The following is a 21254-nucleotide window of genomic DNA, read 5'->3' on the forward strand; positions in this document are numbered from 1 at the left end:
GCCCGGCGGCGCCGAGCCGTCAGTCGTGCTTCGAGCCGAAGACGATCTCGTCCCAGCTGGGGATGCTGGAGCGCTTGGATCCGGACTTCTTGCGGGCGGGCTTGCGCACCGGCGCCTCCTCCGGCTCCGCAGGGCCGGAGGACTCCTCGGCGAAGCCCGGCAGCGGGGTGAGCTCGACCGTGTCGTTCTCCCCGGGGGCGGGGTCGGCGCGCTCCGCCGCCGGAGCGTCGTCCGCGGCGGACGCCTCGTCGGGCTCCCCGTCGGCGACGGGCTCCTCGGAATCCTCGCCGGAGGGCTCCTGCAGGCTCTCGAGGTCGTCGACGGGCTGGGATGCGCCCGCGAGCTCGCGGGCGTGCTCGGCCAGCGCCTCCTCATCGGCCGGGTCCGGGGAGGTGGCGTCCTCGGCGGCCGGGGCGGAGCCCGCAGCCGGGTTCGGCGCGTCCGCAGGGGCCGCGGGCTCGTCCAGGCTCTCCCACACCGGCTCCTCGTCGCCGTCCGGCACCGGGACCGCCGCGGGCGAGGGGACCGAGCGCAGTCCGCGCCGGGCGTTGAGGGCGTCGAGCTCGTCGGCATCGATCGACGCCGGGTGGTCCCGGCGCGCCTCGCTGCGGCTCCGCTCCCGGGAGGGGTCCTCCGTGCGGCCGGCGGCAGGCTCGGCCTCGACGGACGGCTCGGGGCGCGGGCGCCAGGCCAGGGGCCGCGGGCGGGTCCGGGCGGCGGTCTCCTCGAAGGAGCCGTCCGCCTCGATGTCGTAGACGGAGCGCTTGATGGCGGTCAGCCGGGCACGGCCCGCGCCCGGCTCGGGAGCCGCCGGGTCCTCGTCGACGAGCCAGCGGGCCTCGTCGTCCTCCGCGACGATGCTGCGACGGTCGAGATCGGCGACCCAGTGGGCGGAGCGCTCGCGGCCGCCCGCGGTGAAGGCCAGCTCGAGATCCCAGGTGCCGTCGGCGCGGCGCCAGGCGTCCCAGCGCACGTCCTCCCCGGCGCGCCGGGCCGCGAGCCGCTCGGCCACGATCTCGCCGAGGGAGGGGCCGTCGCCGCGTCCCACCGGGAAGGCGCGGCAGCGCTGGGCGGTGTACTCGCGCTCGGCCAGCACGGGGCCCTCGTAGCGGCGCACGTGCTCGAGGGAGACCTTCGCGATCTCGGCGATCTCCTCGGCGGTGCGTCCCTGGCGCAGCATGGCCTGGATGTCGCGGGGACGCAGCGGCGTCGCCGCGGTGGCGCGGATCGCCCCGAGCGCGGGCCGGTCGCGCCGGACCGCCGCGCGCAGGGCCTCGTCGATCTGCAGGGTGTACCGACCGCCGTCGGAATCGACCAGGATGACGTGCTCGTCGTCGTCGTGGATACCGTCGAGCTCGAGCTCTCGCATCGTCGTCCTCTCCGTCGGGTGTGGTCGGACCGTGCGTCGATCATAGTTGCGCGTCCCGAGGAATCCCGAACGCGGGAACATCCGCGATCCGCCTTGAGTTATCCAGGGGACTCTGCGATACTCTCGCCGCCCTGGCTCATCGATCCGCGCGTTTCCTTCCGCGGGATCAGGCTCGGGCGCGCTAGCCACAGGTCAGAGGACCGCAGCACGACACACGACGAACGGACCGCACATGGCGACTGATTACGACGCACCCCGCAAGCAGGAGGACGACTCCAGCGAGGACTCGATCGAGGAGCTGAAGGGACGCCGCAACGAGGCGTCCACCGCAGCTGTGGACGAGGACGAGGCCGAGGCGGCCGACGGCTACGAGCTCCCCGGCGCCGACCTCTCCAACGAGGAGCTCTCCGTGCGGGTGCTGCCCCGGCAGGCGGACGAGTTCACCTGCGCGAGCTGCTTCCTGGTGAAGCACCGCAGCCAGATCGACCACGCCGAGGGCAACCTCATCTTCTGCAAGGAGTGCGCGGCTGCCTGATCCGAGGCCGGGCGGGGCACCGCCCGGCTCAGACGGCAGCGCGCGCGACCTGCAGCGCCAGGACCAGGTCCTGGGGACGACGGCTCGACACCACCCACGCCGGTGTCGGGTCGTCGTCGTCGTTCAGGGGGACGCGCACGCCCGAGCGGATCCAGCCGCGGGTGCAGTGGTGGGCCAGCGGCTCGAACCCGGTGCCCATGACCCGGGTCCAGTCCTCCCCGGCCAGCAGCTCGGGCTCCTCGAGCAGCTCCACTTCGATCTGCGCGCGGCCGGCGATCAGCCGACCGCCGGAGACCTCCACGACCGGGCTCATCAGCGCCCCCAGGGCGCACATCGCCGCGATCCCCACCAGGCCGACCACCAGCGCGAGGGTCGTCGACAGCGGCACCAGGACCACGCCGAGCACGGCTCCCAGCAGCGCCAGCACCACCCACGTCCCGACCGACGGGAGCAGCCGCTCCCGGTGCAGGACGGACAGGGGATCAGCAGGGCGCGCGGCGGCATCGGTCATGGCCTCATGCTCTCACGCAGGGCCTTCCGGCCCCTCCCAGGGGCGTGGCCCGCGACACCGTCGACGCACGCCGCGCATCCAGCCGGGATGACTAGGCTGTGTGCCCATGGAGTCCACCGCCACCCTGCCCGTCCGCCTCGCCCCCGGCGCGGCTCTCCCGCACCGCGCGCACGACCACGACGCCGGCTACGACCTCGTGAGCAACGAGAGCCTGACCATCCCCGCCGGAGGCCGCGCGCTCGTGGGCACCGGCGTCTCCGTGGCCCTGCCCGAGGGCACCGTCGGGCTCGTCTGCCCCCGGTCCGGCCTCGCCGTGAAGCACGGCATCACGGTCCTGAACGGGCCCGGCATCGTGGACGCCGGGTACCGGGGGGAGATCCGGGTCGCCCTGCACAACACCGACGCCGTCGCGGACTTCGCGATCGAGCCCGGCGACCGCATCGCCCAGCTCGTGGTGATCGCCCACGCCGCGCCGGAGCTGCACGTGGTGGAATCCCTCGACGAGACCGAACGCTCCAGCAGCGGGTTCGGGTCCAGCGGCGGCTTCGGCGCCGCCCGGCCCGACGGGAAGGAATGAGCCGTGGGACTGTTCTCCCGCAAGAAGGCCTCCGCACCGGCCGATGAGGCCGTGACGAAGGAATCGCCCGAGGACGCCGCCGAGACCGCGGAGGAGGAGACCCCCGCCGCCGGCTCCGGCACGGGCCGCCCCTCGCATCTCTCTCCCGGCCCCTACGACGAGGCCGATGCCCCCCAGGAGGAGCGCATCGACCTGGGCGGACTGCAGATCCCGCTGCTCAAGGGGCTCGAGCTGCGCATGGAGATGGACCAGCGCTCCCGCGCCGTGACCGGCGCGAACCTCGTGCTGGACGGTTCCTCCCTCCAGCTGCAGGCCTTCGCGGCTCCCAAGAGCCGCGGTCTGTGGGACGAGGTCCGCGTGTCCCTGCGCGACTCCGTCACCTCCCAGGGCGGGACGGCCGAGACGCGGCAGGGCCCCTTCGGCACCGAGCTCATCGCCCGTCTCCCGCTGAAGCGGGCCGACGGCCGCACCGGCTACCGCCCCACCCGGTTCATCGGCGTGGACGGTCCGCGCTGGTTCGTGCGCGCGATCCTCTCGGGACCGGCCCTGTCGGACCCGGAGCAGGCGCGCCGCTTCGAGAGGCTGCTCTCGCGGGTGGTCGTCGTGCGCGGCAGCGAGGCCATGGCCCCGCAGGAGCTGATCCCGCTGGCCCTTCCCGGCCAGCGCAGCGGCGTCCCGCACCGCCCGGGCGACCCCCTCGACCCGCTCGCCCGCGGCCCCGAGATCACCGAGATCGGATGACCCCGATGCCCGAGCGCTCGCCCGAGGCGGGGTCGCGCCGCCCCGTGCCGTCCCCGCGCGCCGCCCGGGGGGTGCTCGCGCGCCTGCGCCATCGCTTCGCCGACAGCGAGGTGATCGACGCCGAGGCCGCGCAGCGCGCCGCGCGCTCGGCGGGCTTCGACTCGGTCGCCGACATCGGCGATCGGATGAAGGTGCAGCTGGTGGGGTACATCAGCTCGCAGGTGATCCAGCCGCGCACGGCCGCCCCGGCCGTGGAGGCCGATCTGTTCGACGGGACCGGCACCATCACCCTCATCTGGCTGGGCCGCGACCGCATCTCGGGGATCGGCCCCGGCACCAAGCTGATCGTCAAGGGCTTCGCCGCCAACCGCGGCCACCACCGGGTCATGTACAACCCGCGCTACGAGATCCTGGGTCGCGCCGGGGAGGACCCCGACGCGACCGACGCGGATCAGGAGGACGCATGAGCAGCCCCGAGGACCCCCGCGCCGAGCAGGGCGGGAGCCCGAGAACACCTCCCGCGGCGCAGCCGGACGCGGCGCCCGCAGCCGGACCGGCCGCGGCACCGGCGGCGTCCGCAGCCGGACCGGCGGCCTCCGCAGCGACCGGGGCGGCCCCGGCCGATGCCGCGACCGGACCCGACGGCGCCCCGCGCCGCGGACTGGCCGCGGTGCTGCAGGAGGAGCAGTTCTCGGTGCGCGACGCCATGGGAGGCCCCCGCGGGATCCTCGAGTCGGTGCTGCCCACCCTGCTGTTCCTCGTGCTGTACGTGATCACGCGGGACGTGAAGGTCTCCGCCATCGCCGCGGTGGCCGTGGTCGTCATCGCCCTGCTCGCGCGGCTGGTCGCGCGCCAGAGCCTGTCCAGCGTGCTGGGCGGGCTGTTCGGCGTGGTGATCGGCGCGGTCTGGGCGATCCGGACGGGGGAGGGGTCCGACCTCTTCGCCCCCGGGCTCGTCATCAACGCGGTCACGCTGGTGATCCTGCTGATCTCGCTGCTCGCGCGCCGCCCGCTGCTGGGCCTGGTGATCTCCCTGCTGGACGGGCGCGTCGCGGACTGGGCCGAGGACCCCGACGCGCGGCGCGTGTACACCCGGGCGACCGCGGTCTTCATCGGCCTCTACGCGGCGAAGCTGCTGGTCCAGCTTCCGCTCTACCTCGCGGGGGCGGTGGCGGCGCTCGGTGTCGCCAAGCTCGTGATGGGCCTGCCCCTGTTCGCCCTCGCCGCCTGGATCGTGTGGCTCATGCACCGGGCGCTGCTGGTGCGCCGCGAGGCGCGCGCCCTGCGGTCGCAGGAGCCGGGCGCCGCGCCTCCCGGGCCCTCCCCGAGCGCCTGACGGCCCCGGCCGGGCCGGGGCGGAGCTCTGCGGCTGTGGCCGAGCTCAGCAGCCGTGGCCGAGCTCAGCGGGCGGGGCCGGCCTCAGGCGTCGAAGGGATGCTCGGGCTCCTCGGCCTTCGAGGCCTCGCGCTCGCGCAGCCGGATGCCGCCGGTCGCCGTCTCCTCCGGGAGCTGCGGCAGCTCGGTCTCCCCGCCCGGCTCCCCGTCGGAGCCGCGCGGCGCCAGCAGCGACTGCAGGGCCACCAGCTCGGAGTCCTGGGCGATGAACAGCAGCTCGTCGAGGGCGTCGAAGGCGTCATGGGCGGTCGGGGCGATCGGCCGCCCGTCCCGGATGATCCCCACCAGCACGCACGACCCCGGCCAGCGCATCGACCCGACCGTGCGACCCAGCACCGGGCTGCGGCGCGGCAGGGTGATCTCGACCATCTTCGCGCGGGAGCCGGCGAAGTTGAAGATCTTCACCACGCGGCCGACGCTGACGGCCTCCTCGACCAGCGCCGTCATCATCCGCGGGGTGGACACGGCCACGTCCACGCCCCACATCGGGCCGAACATCCATTCGTTGTCCGGGTGCGAGACCCGGGCCACGGTGCGCGGCACCCCGAACTCAGTCTTCGCCAGCAGGGAGACGACGAGGTTCACCTTGTCGTCTCCGGTGGCCGCGACCATGACATCGGCCTCCCCGACCTCGGCGCGGGTGAGGATGCCCAGCTCCGCGGCATCGCCCTGGACCCACAGCGCCTCCGGGATCGCGGAGCGCCGCTCGGGGGTGACGGTGCGGTCCACCAGGGTGATCGCATGGCCCTTGTCCAGCAGCTCGCGGGCGATGGAGCGCCCCACGCTGCCCGCGCCGACGATGGCGATCCTCATGCCTGGTCCTCCTCGGCGAGCGGATGGGCGAGCACCGACTCGACGTCGGCCAGCTTCCCGGTCGGGGCCATCAGGTGCAGCCGGTCCCCGTCCTGCAGGCGCAGGTCCTCGCGCGGGAGGATCCCCTCGCCCAGGCGGGTGACGTAGACCGCCCGGCTGCCGGTGCGGCGCTCGATGCCGGGCACGCTCAGGCCCATCCAGCTGGAGTGCGGGACGATGGAGAGCATCGTCAGCGCGCCGGAGACGTCCTGGTACTCGTGGCTGGGGGAGGCGGGGATGAGACGGTGCAGCACCTGCGCGGTGGTCCATCGGACGGTGGCGACCGTGGCGATGCCCAGCCGCTCGTACACCTCGGCGCGCCGCGGGTCGTAGATGCGCGCGACCACGCTGCGCAGCCCGTACTCCTCGCGCACCACGCGCGCCGCGATGATGTTGGAGTTGTCGCCGCTGGAGACGGCGGCGAAGCCTGCGGCCTCGCGGATCCCCGCCTGCTCGAGCACGGCGCGGTCGAAGCCGGGCCCGGTGATCCGGGCCGCCGGCAGATCCTCGGACAGCCGCTGGAAGGCGATCGGGTTCTGGTCGATGACGGCCGCGGTGTGGCCGTCGGCGACGGTGCGATGGGCCAGCATCGCGCCCACGCGTCCGCAGCCCATGATGACGAAGTGCACCCGTTCCTCCTCGCCTGTGGCCGCCCGCGAGCGCGAGCGGACCGGCCCTGACGTGCCGGTGGGACCACGATAGCGTCGCACGGGGCTTACAGTTGTCGCCGTGTCCGGTCCCTCCAGCGCGCTCAAGCGCGTCCTGTTCGGACGGGCGTTCGCGACCGAGCGCCTGTCGCGCGAGCGCCTGCCCAAACGGCTGGCGCTGCCGACCTTCGCCGCCGACGCCCTCAGCTCGGTGGCCTACGCGCCCGACGAGATCCTGCTCACCCTCGCGCTGGCCGGCGTCACCGCCATCACCCTGAGCCCCTGGGTGGCCGTGGCCGTGGTGGTGCTGATGGCGATCGTCGTCACCGCCAGCCGGAACATCGTCGAGGAATACCCGCGCGGCGGCGGCGACTACGAGGTCGTCGCCAAGAACCTCGGCGGCGACGCGGGCCGCGCCGTCGGCTCGGCGCTGATGGTTGACTACGTGCTCACCGTCGCGGTCTCGATCTCCCAGGCCGCGAGCTACACCTCGGGCATCTTCCCCGTGCTGCACGGCTCGGAGATGTGGGTGGCGATCGCGCTGATCCTCGTGATCGCCGGGATGAACCTGCGCGGGGTCAAGGAGAGCGGCACCGTCCTGGCCGTCCCCGTCTACCTGTACATGGCCGCGATCGGCGGGATGATCCTCATCGGCGCGGTGCAGGGCCTGGACGGCAGCCTGGAGAGCGCCCCGAGCGCCGGGCTGGAGATCATCCCGCAGTCCGGGTTCGAGGACGGGCTCACCGCCCTCGGCGGCGCATTCCTCGTGCTGCGGGCCTTCTCCAGCGGCTGCGCGGCGCTGACCGGCGTCGAGGCGATCGGCAACGGGGTGCCGTCCTTCCGCCCGCCCAAGCGGCGCAACGCCTCGATCACGCTGGTCATGCTCGGGGCGATCTCCTCGGCGATGATGCTCGGCGTGGTGTGGCTCGCCGACGCCACCGGCGTGGTGTACGTCGCCGATCCGGACACGCAGCTGCGCAGCGCCTCCGGGCCGATCGGCGACTACCAGCAGCTGCCGGTGATGGCGCAGCTCGCCCAGACCGTCTTCTCCTCGGGATCGGTGCTGTTCTACCTCGTGCTCGTGGTCACCGGCGCGGTGCTGTTCCTCGCCGCGAACACGGCCTTCCACGGCTTCCCCAACCTCGCCAGCGTGCTGGCCCGCGACGAGTACCTGCCGCGGCAGATGCGCCTGCGCGGGGACCGGCTGGCGTACTCCAACGGCATCGTCGCCCTCGCGCTGGGATCCATCGCCCTGGTCTGGGCGACCGGCGCGCAGGTCACCGTGCTGATCCAGATGTACATCGTCGGCGTGTTCGTCTCGTTCAGCCTGGGCCAGCTGGGGATGGTGCGCCACTACACGCGGCGCCTGCGCGTGACCTCCCGCGCAGACCTGCGCGGAGGCCTGCGCCGGCGGCGCGCGATGAACGCGGTCGGCTTCGTGGCGGTCACCGTCGTGCTGGTGATCGTGCTCGTGACCAAGTTCCTGCACGGGGCCTGGGCGGCCGTCGCGATCATGGCGGTGCTGTGGGGGGTCATGACCGCGGTGAACCGCCACTACCGCCGGGTGCGGGAGGAGCTCGCCCCGGGAGCCGAGGAGATCGCCCACACCGCGAGCCCCTCGCGCTCCCACGCCCTCGTCCTCGTGGGCACGCTCGACAAGCCGACGCTGCGGGCCCTCGGGGTGGCGATGTCGGCGCGGCACTCCAGCGTCGAGGCGCTCACGGTGCACGACGAGGACACCGACGCCGCCGCGGTCGCCCGGCGCTGGCACGACATGGATCTGCAGGTCCCGCTGCGCGTGGTCTACTCGCCCTACCGCGACCCGGTGCGCCCGGTGCTCGCGTACGTCAAGACGCTGCTGGCCCGCAACCCGCGAGATGTCGTGGTGGTCTACATCCCCGAGTTCCTGGTGCGACACTGGTGGGAGTCGTTCCTGCACAACCATGCGTTCCGGCGGCTGGGCACGCGCCTCGCCTACATGCCCCGGGTGATCGTCTCCACGGTCCCCTGGCAGCTGGGAGGCGACGACAGCGGACGTGGTCCGACGGAGCTCGCGGCGGAGTCCGCCGGGCACAGGGAAGGTGGAAGGTCTCATGGCAGCAGTTGAGTCCCGCACGTCGGAGCAGCACGGCGGCGGTCCTGTCATCACCGTGACCACCACGGTGCCCGCCGCCGGCGGCACCTTCGTGGCCCGCCATGAGGGACGGGTCGTCTTCGTGCGCGGGTCCGCCCCCCACGAGACGGTCACGGCCCGGGTGATCGACGACCCGTCCGGGCTGGACGGCGCCCGCTTCTGGCGCGCCGAGACCGTCGACGTGCTCGAGCCCAGCGTGGACCGCGTGCCGACGGTCTGGCCCGAGGCCGGGACCGACGGCGTGGGCGGCGCGGACTGGGCGCACATCGCCCTGCCGGCCCAGCGGCGGATCGCCACCGACGTGCTGCGCGAGCTGCTGCAGCGCGCCAAGGTCACCAGCTTCCCGCTGGACGACGTCCAGGTCGAGCCGGCACCCCACGACGAGGACGGCCTGGGATGGCGCACCCGGGTGCGCCTGGCCGTGGACGAGCGCGGGCGGGTCGGCATGCGCGGCTGGCGGAGCCATGAGGTGCGGCCGGTGGGGGAGAACCCGCTGGCGGCGCCGGCCATCCGTGCGCTGGCCCTGACCTCCTGGACGCCGCCGGCGGGCACCGAGGCGATCGACGCCGTCGCTCCCTCGGCCGACGAGCCCGCGGTGGTGATCATCGGCCGCGATCTCGATCCCGGCGACGTCTCGATCCCCGAGGGCTGGGGCGCCGCCCACGTCGCGGTGCAGAACAGCTCGGGCCTGCACGTGGTGCGGGGAGCGGAGACCGTGCGCGAACGGGTCGGCGACCAGGAGCTGGTCGTCGGCGTCACCGGGTTCTGGCAGGTCCACCGCGATGCGGCGTCCCTGCTCGCCGACGTCGTCGAGCGCGATCTCGCCGCCCGGCCGGGAGACAGCGTCTGGGACCTCTACGGCGGGGTGGGCCTGTTCGCGGCCCGCATCGGCCGGACCACCGGCCTGGACGGCGAGGTCGTGAGCGTCGAGGGCAACAAGCGCGCAGGGCGGCTGGCCCAGCAGAACCTCGCCGACGTGCCGGGGGCGAGCGCCCGCACCTCCGATGCCACCGATTTCGTCCGGGAGCAGCGGCGCGGCGCCGACCGCGTGGTGCTGGACCCGCCCCGCGCCGGGGCCGGGGCGGAGCTGATCGAGCTGCTCGCCGAGCGCGTGCGCGAGCGGATCGTGTACGTCTCCTGCGAGCCCTCCACCCTCGCGCGCGACCTGGCGATCGCCGAGCAGAAGGGCTGGCGGATCGAGGACCTGCGCGCCTTCGACCTGTACCCGCACACCCATCACATCGAGACCGTCGTCGTCCTCGAGCGGGACTGAGCGAGCCCGAGCGGGCCTGAGCGACACGGAGCGGGCCCGAGCGGGCCAGAGCGAAACGGAGCGGGCCCGAGCGGGCCAGAGCGAAATGGAGCGGGCCCGAGCGGGACGGAGCGGACCTCAGCGGGACGGAGGGCACACCCTCCGGCGCCGCCGACGAGCAGAGATCCCTGACCTCGGTGAGGCGCTGACCACACGCCGGGAGGGCCTCCCGGGGCCCATCGGCCCGCCATGCTAGTTTTATCTTGACGTCAAGAGAAATGCGGCCTGCCCCGCCGCGCCCGTCGTGACATGCCGAGAGTTCTGCGCGCCTACGATGGGACCACGCCCCAGATATGACTAAGGAGTCCCGGATGAGCACCGTCAACTCGTTCGACGCCAAGGAGACGCTCAGCGTCGGCGGCGAAGACTACGAGATCTATGCCCTCGACGCGGTCGAGGGGCACGAGAAGCTGCCGTACAGCCTCAAGATCCTGCTGGAGAACCTGCTGCGCACCGAGGACGGCGCGAACATCACCGCCGACCACGTGCGGGCGCTCGGCTCCTGGGATCCCTCGGCCGATCCCGACACCGAGATCCAGTTCACCCCCGCCCGCGTGATCATGCAGGACTTCACCGGCGTGCCCTGCGTCGTCGACCTCGCCACCATGCGCGAGGCCGTGCAGGAGCTCGGCGGCGATCCGGAGCGGATCAACCCCCTGGCCCCCGCCGAGATGGTCATCGACCACTCCGTGATGATCGACGTCGCCGGCCGCCTGGACGCGCTCGAGAAGAACATGGAGCTCGAGTACGGCCGCAACAAGGAGCGCTACCAGTTCCTGCGCTGGGGCCAGACCGCCTTCGACGACTTCAAGGTCGTCCCCCCGGGCACCGGCATCGTCCACCAGGTCAACATCGAGTATCTGGCCCGCACCGTGATGACCCGGGAGGTCGACGGGGTCACCCGCGCCTACCCCGACTCCTGCGTCGGCACCGACTCGCACACCACCATGGTCAACGGCCTGGGCGTGCTGGGCTGGGGCGTCGGCGGCATCGAGGCGGAGGCCGCCATGCTCGGCCAGCCCGTGTCGATGCTCATCCCGCGCGTGGTCGGCTTCAAGCTGACCGGCCAGATCCCGCCGGCCGCCACCGCGACCGACGTCGTGCTCACCATCACCGAGATGCTCCGCAACCACGGGGCGGTCGGCAAGTTCGTCGAGTTCTACGGCGACGGCGTGGGCCAGGTGCCGCTGGCCAACCGCGCCACCATCGGCAACATGAGCCCCGAGTTCGGCTCCACCTGCGCGATCTTCCCGATCGACGAGGTCACCGTCGACTACCTGCGCCTGACCAGCCGCTCCGAGGAGCAGCTCGCGCTGGTCGAGGCCTACGCCAAGCGCCAGGGCCTGTGGCACGACCCCTCGAAGGAGGCCGTGTACTCCGAGTACCTCGAGCTGGACCTGTCCACGGTGGTGCCCTCGATCGCCGGCCCGAAGCGCCCGCAGGACCGCATCGTCCTCACCGAGGCGAAGGAGTCCTTCCGCGAGGTGCTGCCGACCTACGCCGCGCACGGCGAGGTGCAGCAGGAGGACGGCGACACCGCCGGCACCTTCCCGGCCTCCGACCCGGCCGCGCCGGGCGGCGACAACGACAGCGGCGGCTCCGCCCCGGTGCATTCGCCCCGCAACGGCCGCCCCTCGGCGCCGACCGCGGTGGCCGGCCGCGACTTCACGATCGACCACGGCATCGTCTCGATCGCCTCGATCACCTCGTGCACCAACACCTCGAACCCGTCGGTGATGATGGCCGCCGGCCTGCTGGCGCGCAACGCCGTGGCCAAGGGCCTGACCTCCAAGCCGTGGGTGAAGACCTCCATGGCCCCCGGCTCCCAGGTCGTCACCAACTACTACGAGAAGGCGGGCCTCTGGCCCGAGCTCGAGGCGCTCGGCTTCCACCTCGTCGGCTACGGCTGCACCACCTGCATCGGCAACTCCGGGCCCCTGGACCAGGAGATCTCCGACGCGATCGCCGAGAACGACCTCGCCGTCACCGCGGTGCTCTCGGGCAACCGCAACTTCGAGGGTCGCATCAACCCCGACGTGAAGATGAACTACCTGGCCTCCCCGCCGCTGGTCATCGCCTACGCGCTCGCGGGCACCATGGACTTCGACTTCGAGAACGACCCGCTGGGGCAGGACTCCGAGGGCAACGACGTGTTCCTGCGCGACATCTGGCCCAGCCCCACCGAGGTGGAGCAGGTCATCGCCGAGAACATCACCCAGGAGATGTTCTCCAGCGACTACGCCGACGTCTTCACCGGCGATGAGCGCTGGCGCTCCCTGGACACCCCCGAGGGCGCGACCTTCGCGTGGGACGCCGAGTCCACCTATGTGCGCAAGCCCCCGTACTTCGAGGGCATGGGCATCACCCCGGAGCCCGTCACCGACATCTCCGGCGCCCGCGTGCTCGCCAAGCTCGGTGACTCCACCACGACCGACCACATCTCCCCGGCCGGATCGATCAAGGCGGACTCCCCGGCGGGCCGGTACCTGCGCGAGCACGGCGTCGAGCGCAAGGACTTCAACTCCTACGGCTCGCGCCGCGGCAACCACGAGGTGATGATCCGCGGCACCTTCGCGAACATCCGCATCAAGAACCAGCTGCTCGACGGCGTCGAGGGCGGGTACACGAAGAACTTCCTGACCGGCGAGCAGGAGTTCATCTACGACGCGGCGCAGGCGTACGCCGAGCAGGGCATCCCGCTGGTGGTCCTGGCGGGCAAGGAGTACGGCACCGGCTCCTCGCGCGACTGGGCGGCCAAGGGCACCAAGCTGCTGGGCGTGCGGGCCGTCATCACCGAGAGCTACGAGCGCATCCACCGCTCCAACCTCATCGGCATGGGCGTGCTCCCGCTGCAGTTCCCGGCCGGCGAGTCCGCCGAGTCGCTGGGCCTGACCGGCGAGGAGACCTTCGACATCTCCGGCGTGACCGCTCTGAACGAGGGCACCACCCCGAAGACGGTGAAGGTCACCGCGACCAAGGAGGACGGCACCGCCGTCGAGTTCGACGCGGTCGTGCGCATCGACACCCCCGGCGAGGCGGACTACTTCCGCAACGGCGGCATCCTGCAGTACGTGCTGCGCTCGCTCGTGGCGGCCTGAGCCGCCCTGCCCCGCGGTGCGGGAAGCCCGTCGACGACGGGCCCCCGCGGCGCTCCGGGCATCGGCACCTGCGCCCCGTCAGGCTTCGGCCTGGCGGGGTGCACTTATGGAGCGTCGATCTGCCATCGTCGCTCGTCTCGGATTGTCGAGGTGTCGCGACCCGCTCCGTAGACCATCGTCGATCCCATGTGGCGGACCGCAATATTCGGGAAGGCCCAACACGACACGACGTATCGTTCGAGGAGTACGACTGCGGCGTCCGCCGATTTGTGGGTGCTTACACATAGTGTGGGTCATGATCTGCATAACCACCAGCCCTCTCGACTACTGACGGAGTACATGGCATGCCACGAGGAACGGCCGAGCACATTGGAATGTCCAACCTGCGGCCCGATGACCTCGTGGAGGATCGCGAACTTGCAGCAGCGGAGGACGACCGCCTTGCGCACGACGGAATCGTCGACCAACTCGCCGCACTTGCCACGACGGTGCCAACCCCTTCAAACATCGCCCTGTACGGTCCATGGGGGTCTGGCAAGAGCGGCATCGCCAACATGCTCAAGAGCAAGCTCGACGGTCGTGACGGTGTCCGCTTCGTACGGTTCGATGCCTTCAAGTACGCTGACGTGCCACTGCGGCGCAACTTCATCAGCGCAGTCGCGAGCGAACTCGGATGCAAGCAGGCCAAGTATCACGGTGATCTCTACAGCGGCCGGACCAAGACTGAGATCAAGGTTCCACCAACCACCATCCTCAAACTGCTGGGTGTCTTCGCCTTGCTGCTCCTCGGCCTCGCGGTCATCCTCGCCACGTTGGTCGCAGTCGTCGCCCTAGTGCAGAGCCACATCGGTACCAAGACTGACTTCGGACTAGAGTTCAGATCGTTGTCCAAGCAGGTCGTGTTGGCAGGTCTCCTACCGGCCGCGCTACTCGCAGCCCTGATTAGCCTTGCGAGCAAGACGTTCTCGGTTGACCGAAGCCTGGCGAAGCCTGATAGCGACGAGCAGTTCGAGAGGATCTTCAAAAACTTGGTGCTCGACGCCCGCGCTAAAGTCCTAGTAATATTCGTAGACGAACTCGACCGGTGCTCGGCCGGAGAAGTAGTAGCGACTCTCGACACTATCCGGACCTTCCTCGGTATCGAGCAGTGCGTTTTTATAGTGGCTGCCGACCAGAACGTGCTGGAGGGAGCGCTCACCCGAGCCGCCAAGCAGGAGAGTCCTTCCGACGACACAAATCCATATTACAGCACCGGAAGCGCCTATCTAGACAAGGTCTTCCAATACCAACTGAGCGTTCCGCCGCTTCTTGCCCAGAGCGTCAGTCAGTATGCGACGAGCCTCGTCGAGAATCGCAAAGGATTGTGGTCAGAAATCAACCGCGACTATGTGCTCTCGGTGCTTATTCCCACGCACGTCACTAGTCCTCGACGCGTGAAGCACCTGCTCAACACGTTCGCGCTGACCTTTCGGCTCGCCCAAGAGCGCCACAATGCTGGGCTTCTTGCCGAGGACCCGTGTGCGACCGCACCCGCCATCGCCCGATTTGTCTGTCTCCGAGTTGAGTTCCCGCTGTTCGCACGACACCTTGAAGTCGATGCCAACCTGCCCGCCTTGGTGCTGCAAATAATGCAGAATCGAGACGCGGAACTGCCCGCTGGAACCTCAGACCGGGCTATCGAACTCGCCGAGTCATATGCCCATGGTTGCGCTGCGCCGAGCACCATCCTCGTAGAGGATGACCCGGACGGTGATGGTTGCAGTGAGGATCGTGCTACACAGATTGGCAAGGCACACAACAAGCAGCTGCTCAACTATCTGAGCCGGACTCGTCAGGTGCGAGGCCCGTCGCGAGATCTCATCTATATGCAGAGCACGGGAACAGTCTTCGGGCTGGATGGTGAGCTGGCGCTGGCTGTCGAGCGCGCTGCAGAAGATGTGGATACCGAGACCTTGCGACGTCGAGTCGCTGGGCTTGAAGAGACTCAGCTGGAAGGTGTCCTGCAGGTCCTGACCAATCTGATCCGGACGGGTACTGGGGTGATCGGTCCCAATGCCGCAAGGTCGTTCCTCCTGCTTACCCGAGCACAGCCAGATCTTCCTGTCGACAGCGTCGCCGACACCGTAGCTGAAGCGATCTGCGTCCTCGAAGACGAGTCCGACGACATTCTTGACGAAGACACAGTTACCGGTGCCTGGGCGCTGACTAAGGTCGGGTCTGAGGCTAGCGCATCAGCACTTCGGCAGCGCATCATCGCAGCCAGCACCAGCCGCGATTTCACACCGCCAGACTTTCTCTTCGAGGACGCCGCCCTCGCCATCAGTGCTGCCCCTACTGTAGTGCCGGGCTATCTGTCCACTCGCCTCGTGTCCCCGGATGGTCCCACGACTGTCACGCGTCTCTTCGACTTGTCTGATGGCGACCTGGCCAAGGTCATCTCCGCAACTCACGCCCTCATCTCCACGCTTGCAAGCGAAGCGGAGCGAGCTCATGTGGAGTGGAAGACCGCGCGCGAAGCCGCCATGGCGACGGGAGCCAGTACTGCCGGAACCAGAAGGAATACGGTTGCGTCGACGGCAACTGAGGATCTGGAGCCCGAACCTTTCGCTCCCAGTGTGGTGCTCGATGCTCTTGCTGACGCAGCCACGCCGCGGGAAGAGCCGATCCAGCATCTGGTGCTCCGCCTCCTCTTAGACGTCGACACTCAAGTTGCTCGTAGCGCAGCCTTACGACTCCTCGGCAATACCGAGCCCGTCACCGACCCTGATCTTGCAACCGGCATTCTTAGGGCGGCTCGCCGTCGGGTTCTCGGCGAGTGGACTAAATGGCTAAACTGCATAGTCCCGGCGAATGTTACCGCAGCCCACGCCGAGCCCCTAGGGCAGCTTGTGGCAAAGGCGTGGGAGTCGAAGTCTGATCTTGACATCACTGGAGCAGCCCTGGATGTTCTCGCACCGCTGATTGCCAACCTGCCTGAAGGGCACGCGCCGAGCCTGACCGCCGATGTGCTCGAACTCGTCGCAAGATATGTCGCGAGTACGAACGAAGCCAGCGAACGCCGGGAAACCCTCAAACGGGCCCGATTGTTTGCCGAGGCACGAGTTCTCGACTACGATCAAATTCTGTCCGCTGTCGCGCACTCTTTGCAAGACACCCTCGCGGAGTCTCTGGCACAAGTCGACGCCGAAGACGCCCTGTACCGTTACTTGGCAGAGAACGGCTCCGAAGCCGTACAGGCGTCTGTCGATGAGCTAGAAGACTCGGAGTTGGAAGGTCTACTTGCTGAAGCATCTGGTAGTCCATGGCTCGATGATCTCGGCCATGTCGCAATTCCGCTCGATCTTGCCATCGCAGCGGGCGCTACCCGCGTCCACTCCAATGTCTTGCCGACAGCTGAGGCTATGGCTGAGGTCACCGACAAGTACGCGCACTCGGCCATCCATGTAACTGCACTCTGGCTCGAGCTCATCCGCCCCAGCCCAGAAGATTTCGCAACCGTCTACGATCCTTTACGACGAACTGGCGCACACTCGGCCGAACTGGTCCACGCCGCCCGGGCCGTGCAACATAGATGGACAGCGGAGCAACATCGCGATCTACTTGACAAGTACCTTGCGGCAGCCGACACAGACGTCCCGGATGATGCGGTATTGGAGGTCCTCGGCGTGGCCGAAGCGGACGAGAGCCAGGTCGCGGACCTGCTCGTCAACCGCTTCACTGACGCGACCAACAACACTCAGCGTCAGCGGGTTGTCACGCTGTGGGGAAAGGCGAATGTCCAAGGCGACTCGATACGACGCCGACTCTTCGAGACGATCATCTACGGACTCCTCGATCTGAAATCCGAGGGTGGCAACGTAGGAGCGGCGGAGCTCGCGCTCAATGCCCTCGGCAGCGTCGGTAAGCCCCTCCCGTCGCGAATCAAGGGTGCACTAGGTGAACGTGTCAAGTCGGCAGTAACCGGCACAAGCAGCCTGGAAGACAAAGCGCTGGTGGTATTGCCTGCTCTTGGTTATCCGATCGCGAGAAAGAACCTCGGCAAGTCTAGACGCGTCCGTTACGACAGGTGACATTCGCGATCAGACTGAGGTCGTCCAACTTGGCGAATCGGGTGTTGGCTCGGTCTTATATTCGTCACCGCGGGCGGGGTGCGTTGGTCTCAGATGCTCACTTTGTGATTACGGTCGGAGATGCGAAGTCCCTTGTCTGGCGGCGGATGAACCGAGGCACTCATGTCGAAGGCTTCAGATGATTGCAGAAATCGACTCTCAGAGTGACGCGAGGGCGGTTCGGGCTCGGCGAGCGTCTTGAGCAAGAGTTCTGACACCAGACGTGCGCCGCGCCGACGACCAGGTAGGCAAGTCGTGGGCGCACCTTCCGGGGCACCTCCTCGCGTCGCGGGGTGCCGGGCGGAGCGGTCTCAGCCGGCGACGGAGGAGCGGGGCGAGGGGTCGTCCGCGCGGGCGGTGAGGATCTCCGGTGCTCCCGTGGTCACCTGCAGGGTGTGCTCGGCGTGCGCGCCGCGGGAGCCGTCGGCGGACAGCACCGTCCATCCGTCCCGCTCGTCGGTGACCATCTGCGAGGTGGTGGGCATGAGGAACGGCTCGACCGTCACGAGCATGCCCTCCTCCAGCTCGGCGCCGGAGCCGGGGGTGCCGTGGTTGGGGATGAAGGGGGCCTCGTGCATCGTGCGGCCCACCCCGTGCCCGCCGAAGGTGTGGTTGATGGTGTAACCGAGCTCGTGGGCCCGCGCCTCGACGGCGGCGCCGATGTCGCCCACCCGTGCCCCGGCGCGGACCTGGTCGATGCCGGCCCACATGACCGCCTCGGTGTCGCGGATGAGCTGCAGGTCCTCCTCCCGCGGCGTGCCGACGATCACCGAGAGCGAGGAGTCCGCGACCCAGCCCTCGAGGGAGACGGCGAGGTCGAAGGAGACGAGGTCGCCGTCGGCCAGGTCGCGATCGTACGGCCGGCCGTGGAGCACGCCCTCGTTCACCGAGGTGCACACGACCTTCCCGAAGGGGTAGGCGCCGAACCGCGGGTGGTAGTCGAGGTAGCAGCTCGTGGCGCCGGCCTCACGGATCATCCGATGGACCTCGGCGTCGATGTCGAGCAGGTTGTCGCCCACGCCGACGGTGCGGCGCAGGGAGGACAGCACGTGCGCGACGAACTCGCCGGCCGGCCGGGCCTGCTCGAGGGTGGGCAGCTCGCGCTCGGCGGCGCGGCGGCGACGGGGCAGGCTCATCGGGTCCCCTCGGTCGAGGCGGCGGGAATGTCGGCGGGATCGGCGGCCTCGTCGGGCGACCAGGTGAACAGGGCGGCCCCGCACCAGGCGATCGCGGCCGCGAACAGGGCGGCGCCCAGCAGGTGCATGCCCACCAGGACCTCGGGAAGGCCCGTGAAGTACTGGGTGTAGCCGATGGCCGCCTGCAGCAGCGTCACGCCCACCAGCCCCCACGCGGCGCGGCGGGCCGGCCGGGCGCTGCGCACCAGGTACAGCGAGATGAGCAGCCCGACCAGCAGGCCGCAGAACAGCATCACGGAGTCCGCATGCAGCCAGGAGATGGTGCGCGGGTCGAAGGGCAGCCGGGCCGGGTACTCCGCATCGCCCGAGTGCGGTCCGGAGCCGGTGACGAGGGTGCCCAGCACCAGCACGGCGAAGCCCAGGGCGGCCATCGCCGCGAACATCCAGCGCAGCGCCGCCGGGACGCGCGGCCGGCGCGCTCCGTCCCCGCCGTAGAGGCGCACCACCAGCACGGCGGAGATCGCCACCAGGACCGGGGAGACGAGGAAGTGGGGGCTCACGGCGCCGGGGTGGAGGTGCAGCCACACCACGATCGCGCCGAGGAGAGCCTGGATGCCGGTGCCGATCAGGGGCAGGGCCGCCAGCAGCAGGAAGCCGCCGCCCTTGTGGCGCAGCCACAGGAAGGAGACCAGCAGCAGGGCGATCGCGAACACGCTGACCACGCCGGTCAGGGTGCGGTTGCCGAACTCGATGAAGGGGTGGATGCCGGCCTCGAGCGTGAGCTCGGGGGTGAAGGATCCGGGCTCGCAGTTGGGCCAGGTCGAGCAGCCCAGGCCGCTGCCGGTCAGGCGCACCACGCCGCCGGTGACGATGATGCCGATCTGGCAGACCAGGTTCCCCCAGAAGACGATCGCGGCGAGGCGGGCCCGCGCGGCGGCGCCCGGGCGGGGGCGTCGCGGATCGGCGAGGGTGCTGATCCCGCCGACGACCTCGACGGTCCCGTCGTCGTCGCGGTCGGCGTCGTGGCGGGATCGCTCCGCCGGGGAGGAGGGGGTCATGCCGGCGATTGTATTCAGCGCACCTGGGGGAGTCCTCGTCGCGGGCGGCCCCGCGCCGCGCGTCTCACACCCCGGGGCTCAGACGGAGGTCCAGCGGAAGGAGCGGACCACCAGCATCGTGCCGGCGATGGCCCACAGCGGGAGCACCACCAGCGCTCCCGCGGCGACCTCCCCGCCGGCGAGGCAGGCGCGCAGCAGGTCGCCCAGGGCGCTCGAGGGGAGCAGCTCGACGACGGCGCGCAGCAGCGGCGGGTACGACTGCGCCGGGACGGCGATGCCGCCGGCGGCCACCAGCAGCACGAACACGATGTTGGAGACGGCCAGCACGGCCTCGGTGCGCAGCGTCCCGGCCACCAGCAGACCCAGGGAGCCGAACGCCGCGGTCCCCACCAGCCACACCGGCACCGCGGCGAGCAGGCCGAGCGCCTCGGGCCGCCAGCCCAGCGCGAGGGCGACCGCTCCGAGCACGACCACCTGCACCGCGTGCACCATCAGCGTGGCCAGGATCTTGCCGGCGAGATAGCCCGAGCGTCCCAGGGGAGTGGTCGCCACCCAGCGCAGCACGCCGCCGCGCCGGTCGAAGCCGGTCTGGATCGCCTGGGAGGTGAAGCAGGTGGAGACCAGCGCGGTCGCGGCCGTGGCGGCGACGGCGGTGTCCACGGGGGCGGCTCCGGCGGTGCGGCCGATGGGCAGCAGCACCAGCCCGACGAGGATGCCGACGGGCAGCAGGATCGCGACCATGAGCTGCTCGCCGTTGCTCAGCAGCACCCGCGCCTCGAACAGGGCGTGCTGGGCGATGCGGGCGAGCGGCGCGGCGGGCCCGGGGGCGCCGGCGGATGCTGCGGGGGACGCGGGGGCGGCGGGGGTGGTCATCGGGCCTCCTCGTTCTCGGTCGAGCGCCCGGACTCGTCCATGACGTCCAGCAGCACGGCCTCGAGATCGGCCGCGTCGCCGGTGCTGAGCTCGAGGGCGACGCCGTGGCGGGCGGCGGCGGCCTCGAGGTCGGCGCGCAGGGCCGGGGCCGCGGCGGCGGGGACGCCGGTGGCCGTGGCGCGGAGCGTGAGGGTGCCGCGGCGGCTCTGGTGGGTCGCGACGACCTCCTCGACCGTCCCGCCGGCGACGACGCGCCCTCGGGTGATCACGAGCACGTGGTCCGCGAGGCCCACCACGTCGTCCATGAGGTGCGTGGTGAGGACGACGGCGGTGCCCTCCTGCGCCAGCTGGGAGATGAGCGTGCGGACCTCGCGGCGGATCGCGGGGTCCATCCCGGCGGTGGGCTCGTCGAGGAAGACCAGCTCGGGCCGGCCGACGATCGCGAGGGCGAGGGCCAGACGCTGGCGCTGCCCGCCGGAGAGCCGCCGCACGAGGGTGCCGGCGAAGGCGTCGATGCCCAGGCGCTCGGCGAGCTCGTCGACGTCGCGCGGCGCCCGGTAGAGCCCGGCGCCGTAGCGCAGCAGCTGGAGGGCCCGGGCGCCGGAGGCGAGCCCGCCGTCCTGGATCATCACGCCCACCCGCGCCCGGTGGGCGGCGTCGGCGCGGTGCGGGTCCTGGCCGAGGACCTCGAGGGTGCCCGCGTCGGGGGCGATCAGCCCCGTGGCGCAGGCGATGGTGGTGGACTTCCCGGCTCCGTTGGGGCCGAGGATCGCGGTGACCTCGCCGCGCTGCGCGGTGAAGGACACCCCGTCCAGGGCGCGGACGGCGCCGTAGCTCTTGGTGAGCGCTTCGGCGTGCAGGGCAGGGGGCTGGTTGACCATGGCGGGACCATGGTAGGCCGTCGCTC

General features: G+C 70.6%; 17 protein-coding genes. 9 read left to right on the plus strand and 8 right to left on the minus strand.

The window, feature by feature from the left end; translation table 11 throughout:
- Positions 1 to 19: 19 nt before the first annotated feature.
- Positions 20 to 1369 (minus strand): septation protein SepH, encoded by a 1350-nt coding sequence (gene sepH / locus ABD234_RS00470; protein ID WP_038370327.1) that lies wholly within the window; start codon positions 1367 to 1369, stop codon positions 20 to 22.
- A 232-nt stretch (positions 1370 to 1601) separates the two neighbouring features.
- Here sepH and ABD234_RS00475 point away from each other — a divergent pair, with 232 nt between their 5' ends.
- Positions 1602 to 1904 carry a DUF4193 domain-containing protein gene (locus ABD234_RS00475; RefSeq protein WP_038370326.1) on the plus strand — a complete coding sequence of 101 codons (303 nt, stop codon included), beginning with the start codon at positions 1602 to 1604 and terminating at the stop codon, positions 1902 to 1904.
- Positions 1905 to 1932: 28 nt separating this feature from the next.
- On the opposite strand, the gene ABD234_RS00480 is transcribed toward ABD234_RS00475, so the two are convergent.
- Positions 1933 to 2415 (minus strand): DUF3093 domain-containing protein, encoded by a 483-nt coding sequence (locus ABD234_RS00480; protein ID WP_038370325.1) that lies wholly within the window; start codon positions 2413 to 2415, stop codon positions 1933 to 1935.
- A gap of 106 nt (positions 2416 to 2521) precedes the next feature.
- Between ABD234_RS00480 and dut the strand changes: the two genes are divergently transcribed.
- The 4 genes from dut to ABD234_RS00500 are packed head-to-tail and all read left to right on the plus strand — an operon-like array spanning position 2522 to position 5069.
- Complete coding sequence (dut, locus tag ABD234_RS00485; protein ID WP_038370324.1) at positions 2522 to 2992, plus strand: dUTP diphosphatase; 471 nt, start codon at positions 2522 to 2524, stop codon at positions 2990 to 2992.
- A gap of 3 nt (positions 2993 to 2995) precedes the next feature.
- On the plus strand, positions 2996 to 3733 hold the full coding sequence (locus ABD234_RS00490) for a DUF3710 domain-containing protein (RefSeq protein ID WP_038370323.1): 738 nt from the start codon (positions 2996 to 2998) through the stop codon (positions 3731 to 3733).
- Positions 3730 to 4200, plus strand: a complete 471-nt coding sequence (locus ABD234_RS00495) for an OB-fold nucleic acid binding domain-containing protein (RefSeq protein WP_344353320.1) — start codon at positions 3730 to 3732, stop codon at positions 4198 to 4200. The genes ABD234_RS00490 and ABD234_RS00495 overlap by 4 nt, the downstream gene beginning before the upstream one ends.
- Positions 4197 to 5069 carry a DUF3159 domain-containing protein gene (locus ABD234_RS00500; protein ID WP_084148189.1) on the plus strand — a complete coding sequence of 291 codons (873 nt, stop codon included), beginning with the start codon at positions 4197 to 4199 and terminating at the stop codon, positions 5067 to 5069. Before ABD234_RS00495 ends, ABD234_RS00500 begins: the two co-directional genes overlap by 4 nt.
- An 83-nt stretch (positions 5070 to 5152) precedes the next feature.
- Here the strand turns inward: ABD234_RS00500 and ABD234_RS00505 are convergent, their stop codons facing one another.
- Together ABD234_RS00505 and ABD234_RS00510 are read right to left on the minus strand one after the other, a co-directional pair.
- Positions 5153 to 5941, minus strand: coding sequence for a potassium channel family protein (locus tag ABD234_RS00505; protein WP_084148188.1), 789 nt, complete (start codon positions 5939 to 5941; stop codon positions 5153 to 5155).
- Complete coding sequence (locus ABD234_RS00510) at positions 5938 to 6609, minus strand: potassium channel family protein (RefSeq protein ID WP_038370322.1); 672 nt, start codon at positions 6607 to 6609, stop codon at positions 5938 to 5940. The genes ABD234_RS00505 and ABD234_RS00510 overlap by 4 nt, the downstream gene beginning before the upstream one ends.
- Positions 6610 to 6709: 100 nt before the next feature.
- Here ABD234_RS00510 and ABD234_RS00515 point away from each other — a divergent pair, with 100 nt between their 5' ends.
- The 4 genes from ABD234_RS00515 (at position 6710) to ABD234_RS00530 (ending at position 17241) form a co-directional block, all read left to right on the plus strand.
- Positions 6710 to 8734: an APC family permease gene (locus ABD234_RS00515; RefSeq protein WP_038370320.1), complete on the plus strand. Its 2025-nt coding sequence runs from the start codon at positions 6710 to 6712 to the stop codon at positions 8732 to 8734.
- Positions 8721 to 10034: a class I SAM-dependent RNA methyltransferase gene (locus ABD234_RS00520; protein ID WP_038370319.1), complete on the plus strand. Its 1314-nt coding sequence runs from the start codon at positions 8721 to 8723 to the stop codon at positions 10032 to 10034. The genes ABD234_RS00515 and ABD234_RS00520 overlap by 14 nt, the downstream gene beginning before the upstream one ends.
- Before the next feature lie 350 nt (positions 10035 to 10384).
- Entirely contained in the window at positions 10385 to 13171 is a 2787-nt protein-coding gene (gene acnA / locus ABD234_RS00525; protein ID WP_038370318.1) for an aconitate hydratase AcnA, read from the plus strand.
- Positions 13172 to 13545: 374 nt separating this feature from the next.
- Complete coding sequence (locus tag ABD234_RS00530; protein WP_038370315.1) at positions 13546 to 17241, plus strand: KAP family P-loop NTPase fold protein; 3696 nt, start codon at positions 13546 to 13548, stop codon at positions 17239 to 17241.
- A gap of 350 nt (positions 17242 to 17591) precedes the next feature.
- Here ABD234_RS00530 and map read toward each other — a convergent pair whose 3' ends face one another.
- The 4 genes from map to ABD234_RS00550 form a co-directional block, all read right to left on the minus strand.
- Positions 17592 to 18416 (minus strand): type I methionyl aminopeptidase, encoded by an 825-nt coding sequence (gene map, locus ABD234_RS00535; protein ID WP_038370314.1) that lies wholly within the window; start codon positions 18414 to 18416, stop codon positions 17592 to 17594.
- Complete coding sequence (locus ABD234_RS00540; protein ID WP_156954012.1) at positions 18413 to 19474, minus strand: COX15/CtaA family protein; 1062 nt, start codon at positions 19472 to 19474, stop codon at positions 18413 to 18415. Before ABD234_RS00540 ends, map begins: the two co-directional genes overlap by 4 nt.
- A 78-nt stretch (positions 19475 to 19552) precedes the next feature.
- On the minus strand, positions 19553 to 20347 hold the full coding sequence (locus tag ABD234_RS00545; protein WP_344353333.1) for an ABC transporter permease: 795 nt from the start codon (positions 20345 to 20347) through the stop codon (positions 19553 to 19555).
- Complete coding sequence (locus ABD234_RS00550) at positions 20344 to 21228, minus strand: ABC transporter ATP-binding protein (protein WP_038370312.1); 885 nt, start codon at positions 21226 to 21228, stop codon at positions 20344 to 20346. The genes ABD234_RS00545 and ABD234_RS00550 overlap by 4 nt, the downstream gene beginning before the upstream one ends.
- Positions 21229 to 21254: the final 26 nt, after the last annotated feature.

It is taken from the genome of Brachybacterium phenoliresistens, from assembly GCF_039530785.1.
Classification (GTDB): Bacteria; Actinomycetota; Actinomycetes; order Actinomycetales; family Dermabacteraceae; genus Brachybacterium; species Brachybacterium phenoliresistens.

Excerpts from the sequence above, each read along its gene's own strand:
- sepH (WP_038370327.1), bottom strand. The coding sequence starts at position 1,369 with ATGCGAGAGCTCGAGCTCGACGGTATCCACGACGACGACGAGCACGTC.
- ABD234_RS00475 (WP_038370326.1), top strand. The coding sequence starts at position 1,602 with ATGGCGACTGATTACGACGCACCCCGCAAGCAGGAGGACGACTCCAGC.
- ABD234_RS00480 (WP_038370325.1), bottom strand. The coding sequence starts at position 2,415 with ATGACCGATGCCGCCGCGCGCCCTGCTGATCCCCTGTCCGTCCTGCAC.
- dut (WP_038370324.1), top strand. The coding sequence starts at position 2,522 with ATGGAGTCCACCGCCACCCTGCCCGTCCGCCTCGCCCCCGGCGCGGCT.
- ABD234_RS00495 (WP_344353320.1), top strand. The coding sequence starts at position 3,730 with ATGACCCCGATGCCCGAGCGCTCGCCCGAGGCGGGGTCGCGCCGCCCC.
- ABD234_RS00500 (WP_084148189.1), top strand. The coding sequence starts at position 4,197 with ATGAGCAGCCCCGAGGACCCCCGCGCCGAGCAGGGCGGGAGCCCGAGA.
- ABD234_RS00505 (WP_084148188.1), bottom strand. The coding sequence starts at position 5,941 with ATGAGGATCGCCATCGTCGGCGCGGGCAGCGTGGGGCGCTCCATCGCC.
- ABD234_RS00520 (WP_038370319.1), top strand. The coding sequence starts at position 8,721 with ATGGCAGCAGTTGAGTCCCGCACGTCGGAGCAGCACGGCGGCGGTCCT.
- acnA (WP_038370318.1), top strand. The coding sequence starts at position 10,385 with ATGAGCACCGTCAACTCGTTCGACGCCAAGGAGACGCTCAGCGTCGGC.
- ABD234_RS00530 (WP_038370315.1), top strand. The coding sequence starts at position 13,546 with ATGTCCAACCTGCGGCCCGATGACCTCGTGGAGGATCGCGAACTTGCA.
- map (WP_038370314.1), bottom strand. The coding sequence starts at position 18,416 with ATGAGCCTGCCCCGTCGCCGCCGCGCCGCCGAGCGCGAGCTGCCCACC.
- ABD234_RS00540 (WP_156954012.1), bottom strand. The coding sequence starts at position 19,474 with ATGACCCCCTCCTCCCCGGCGGAGCGATCCCGCCACGACGCCGACCGC.
- ABD234_RS00545 (WP_344353333.1), bottom strand. The coding sequence starts at position 20,347 with ATGACCACCCCCGCCGCCCCCGCGTCCCCCGCAGCATCCGCCGGCGCC.
- ABD234_RS00550 (WP_038370312.1), bottom strand. The coding sequence starts at position 21,228 with ATGGTCAACCAGCCCCCTGCCCTGCACGCCGAAGCGCTCACCAAGAGC.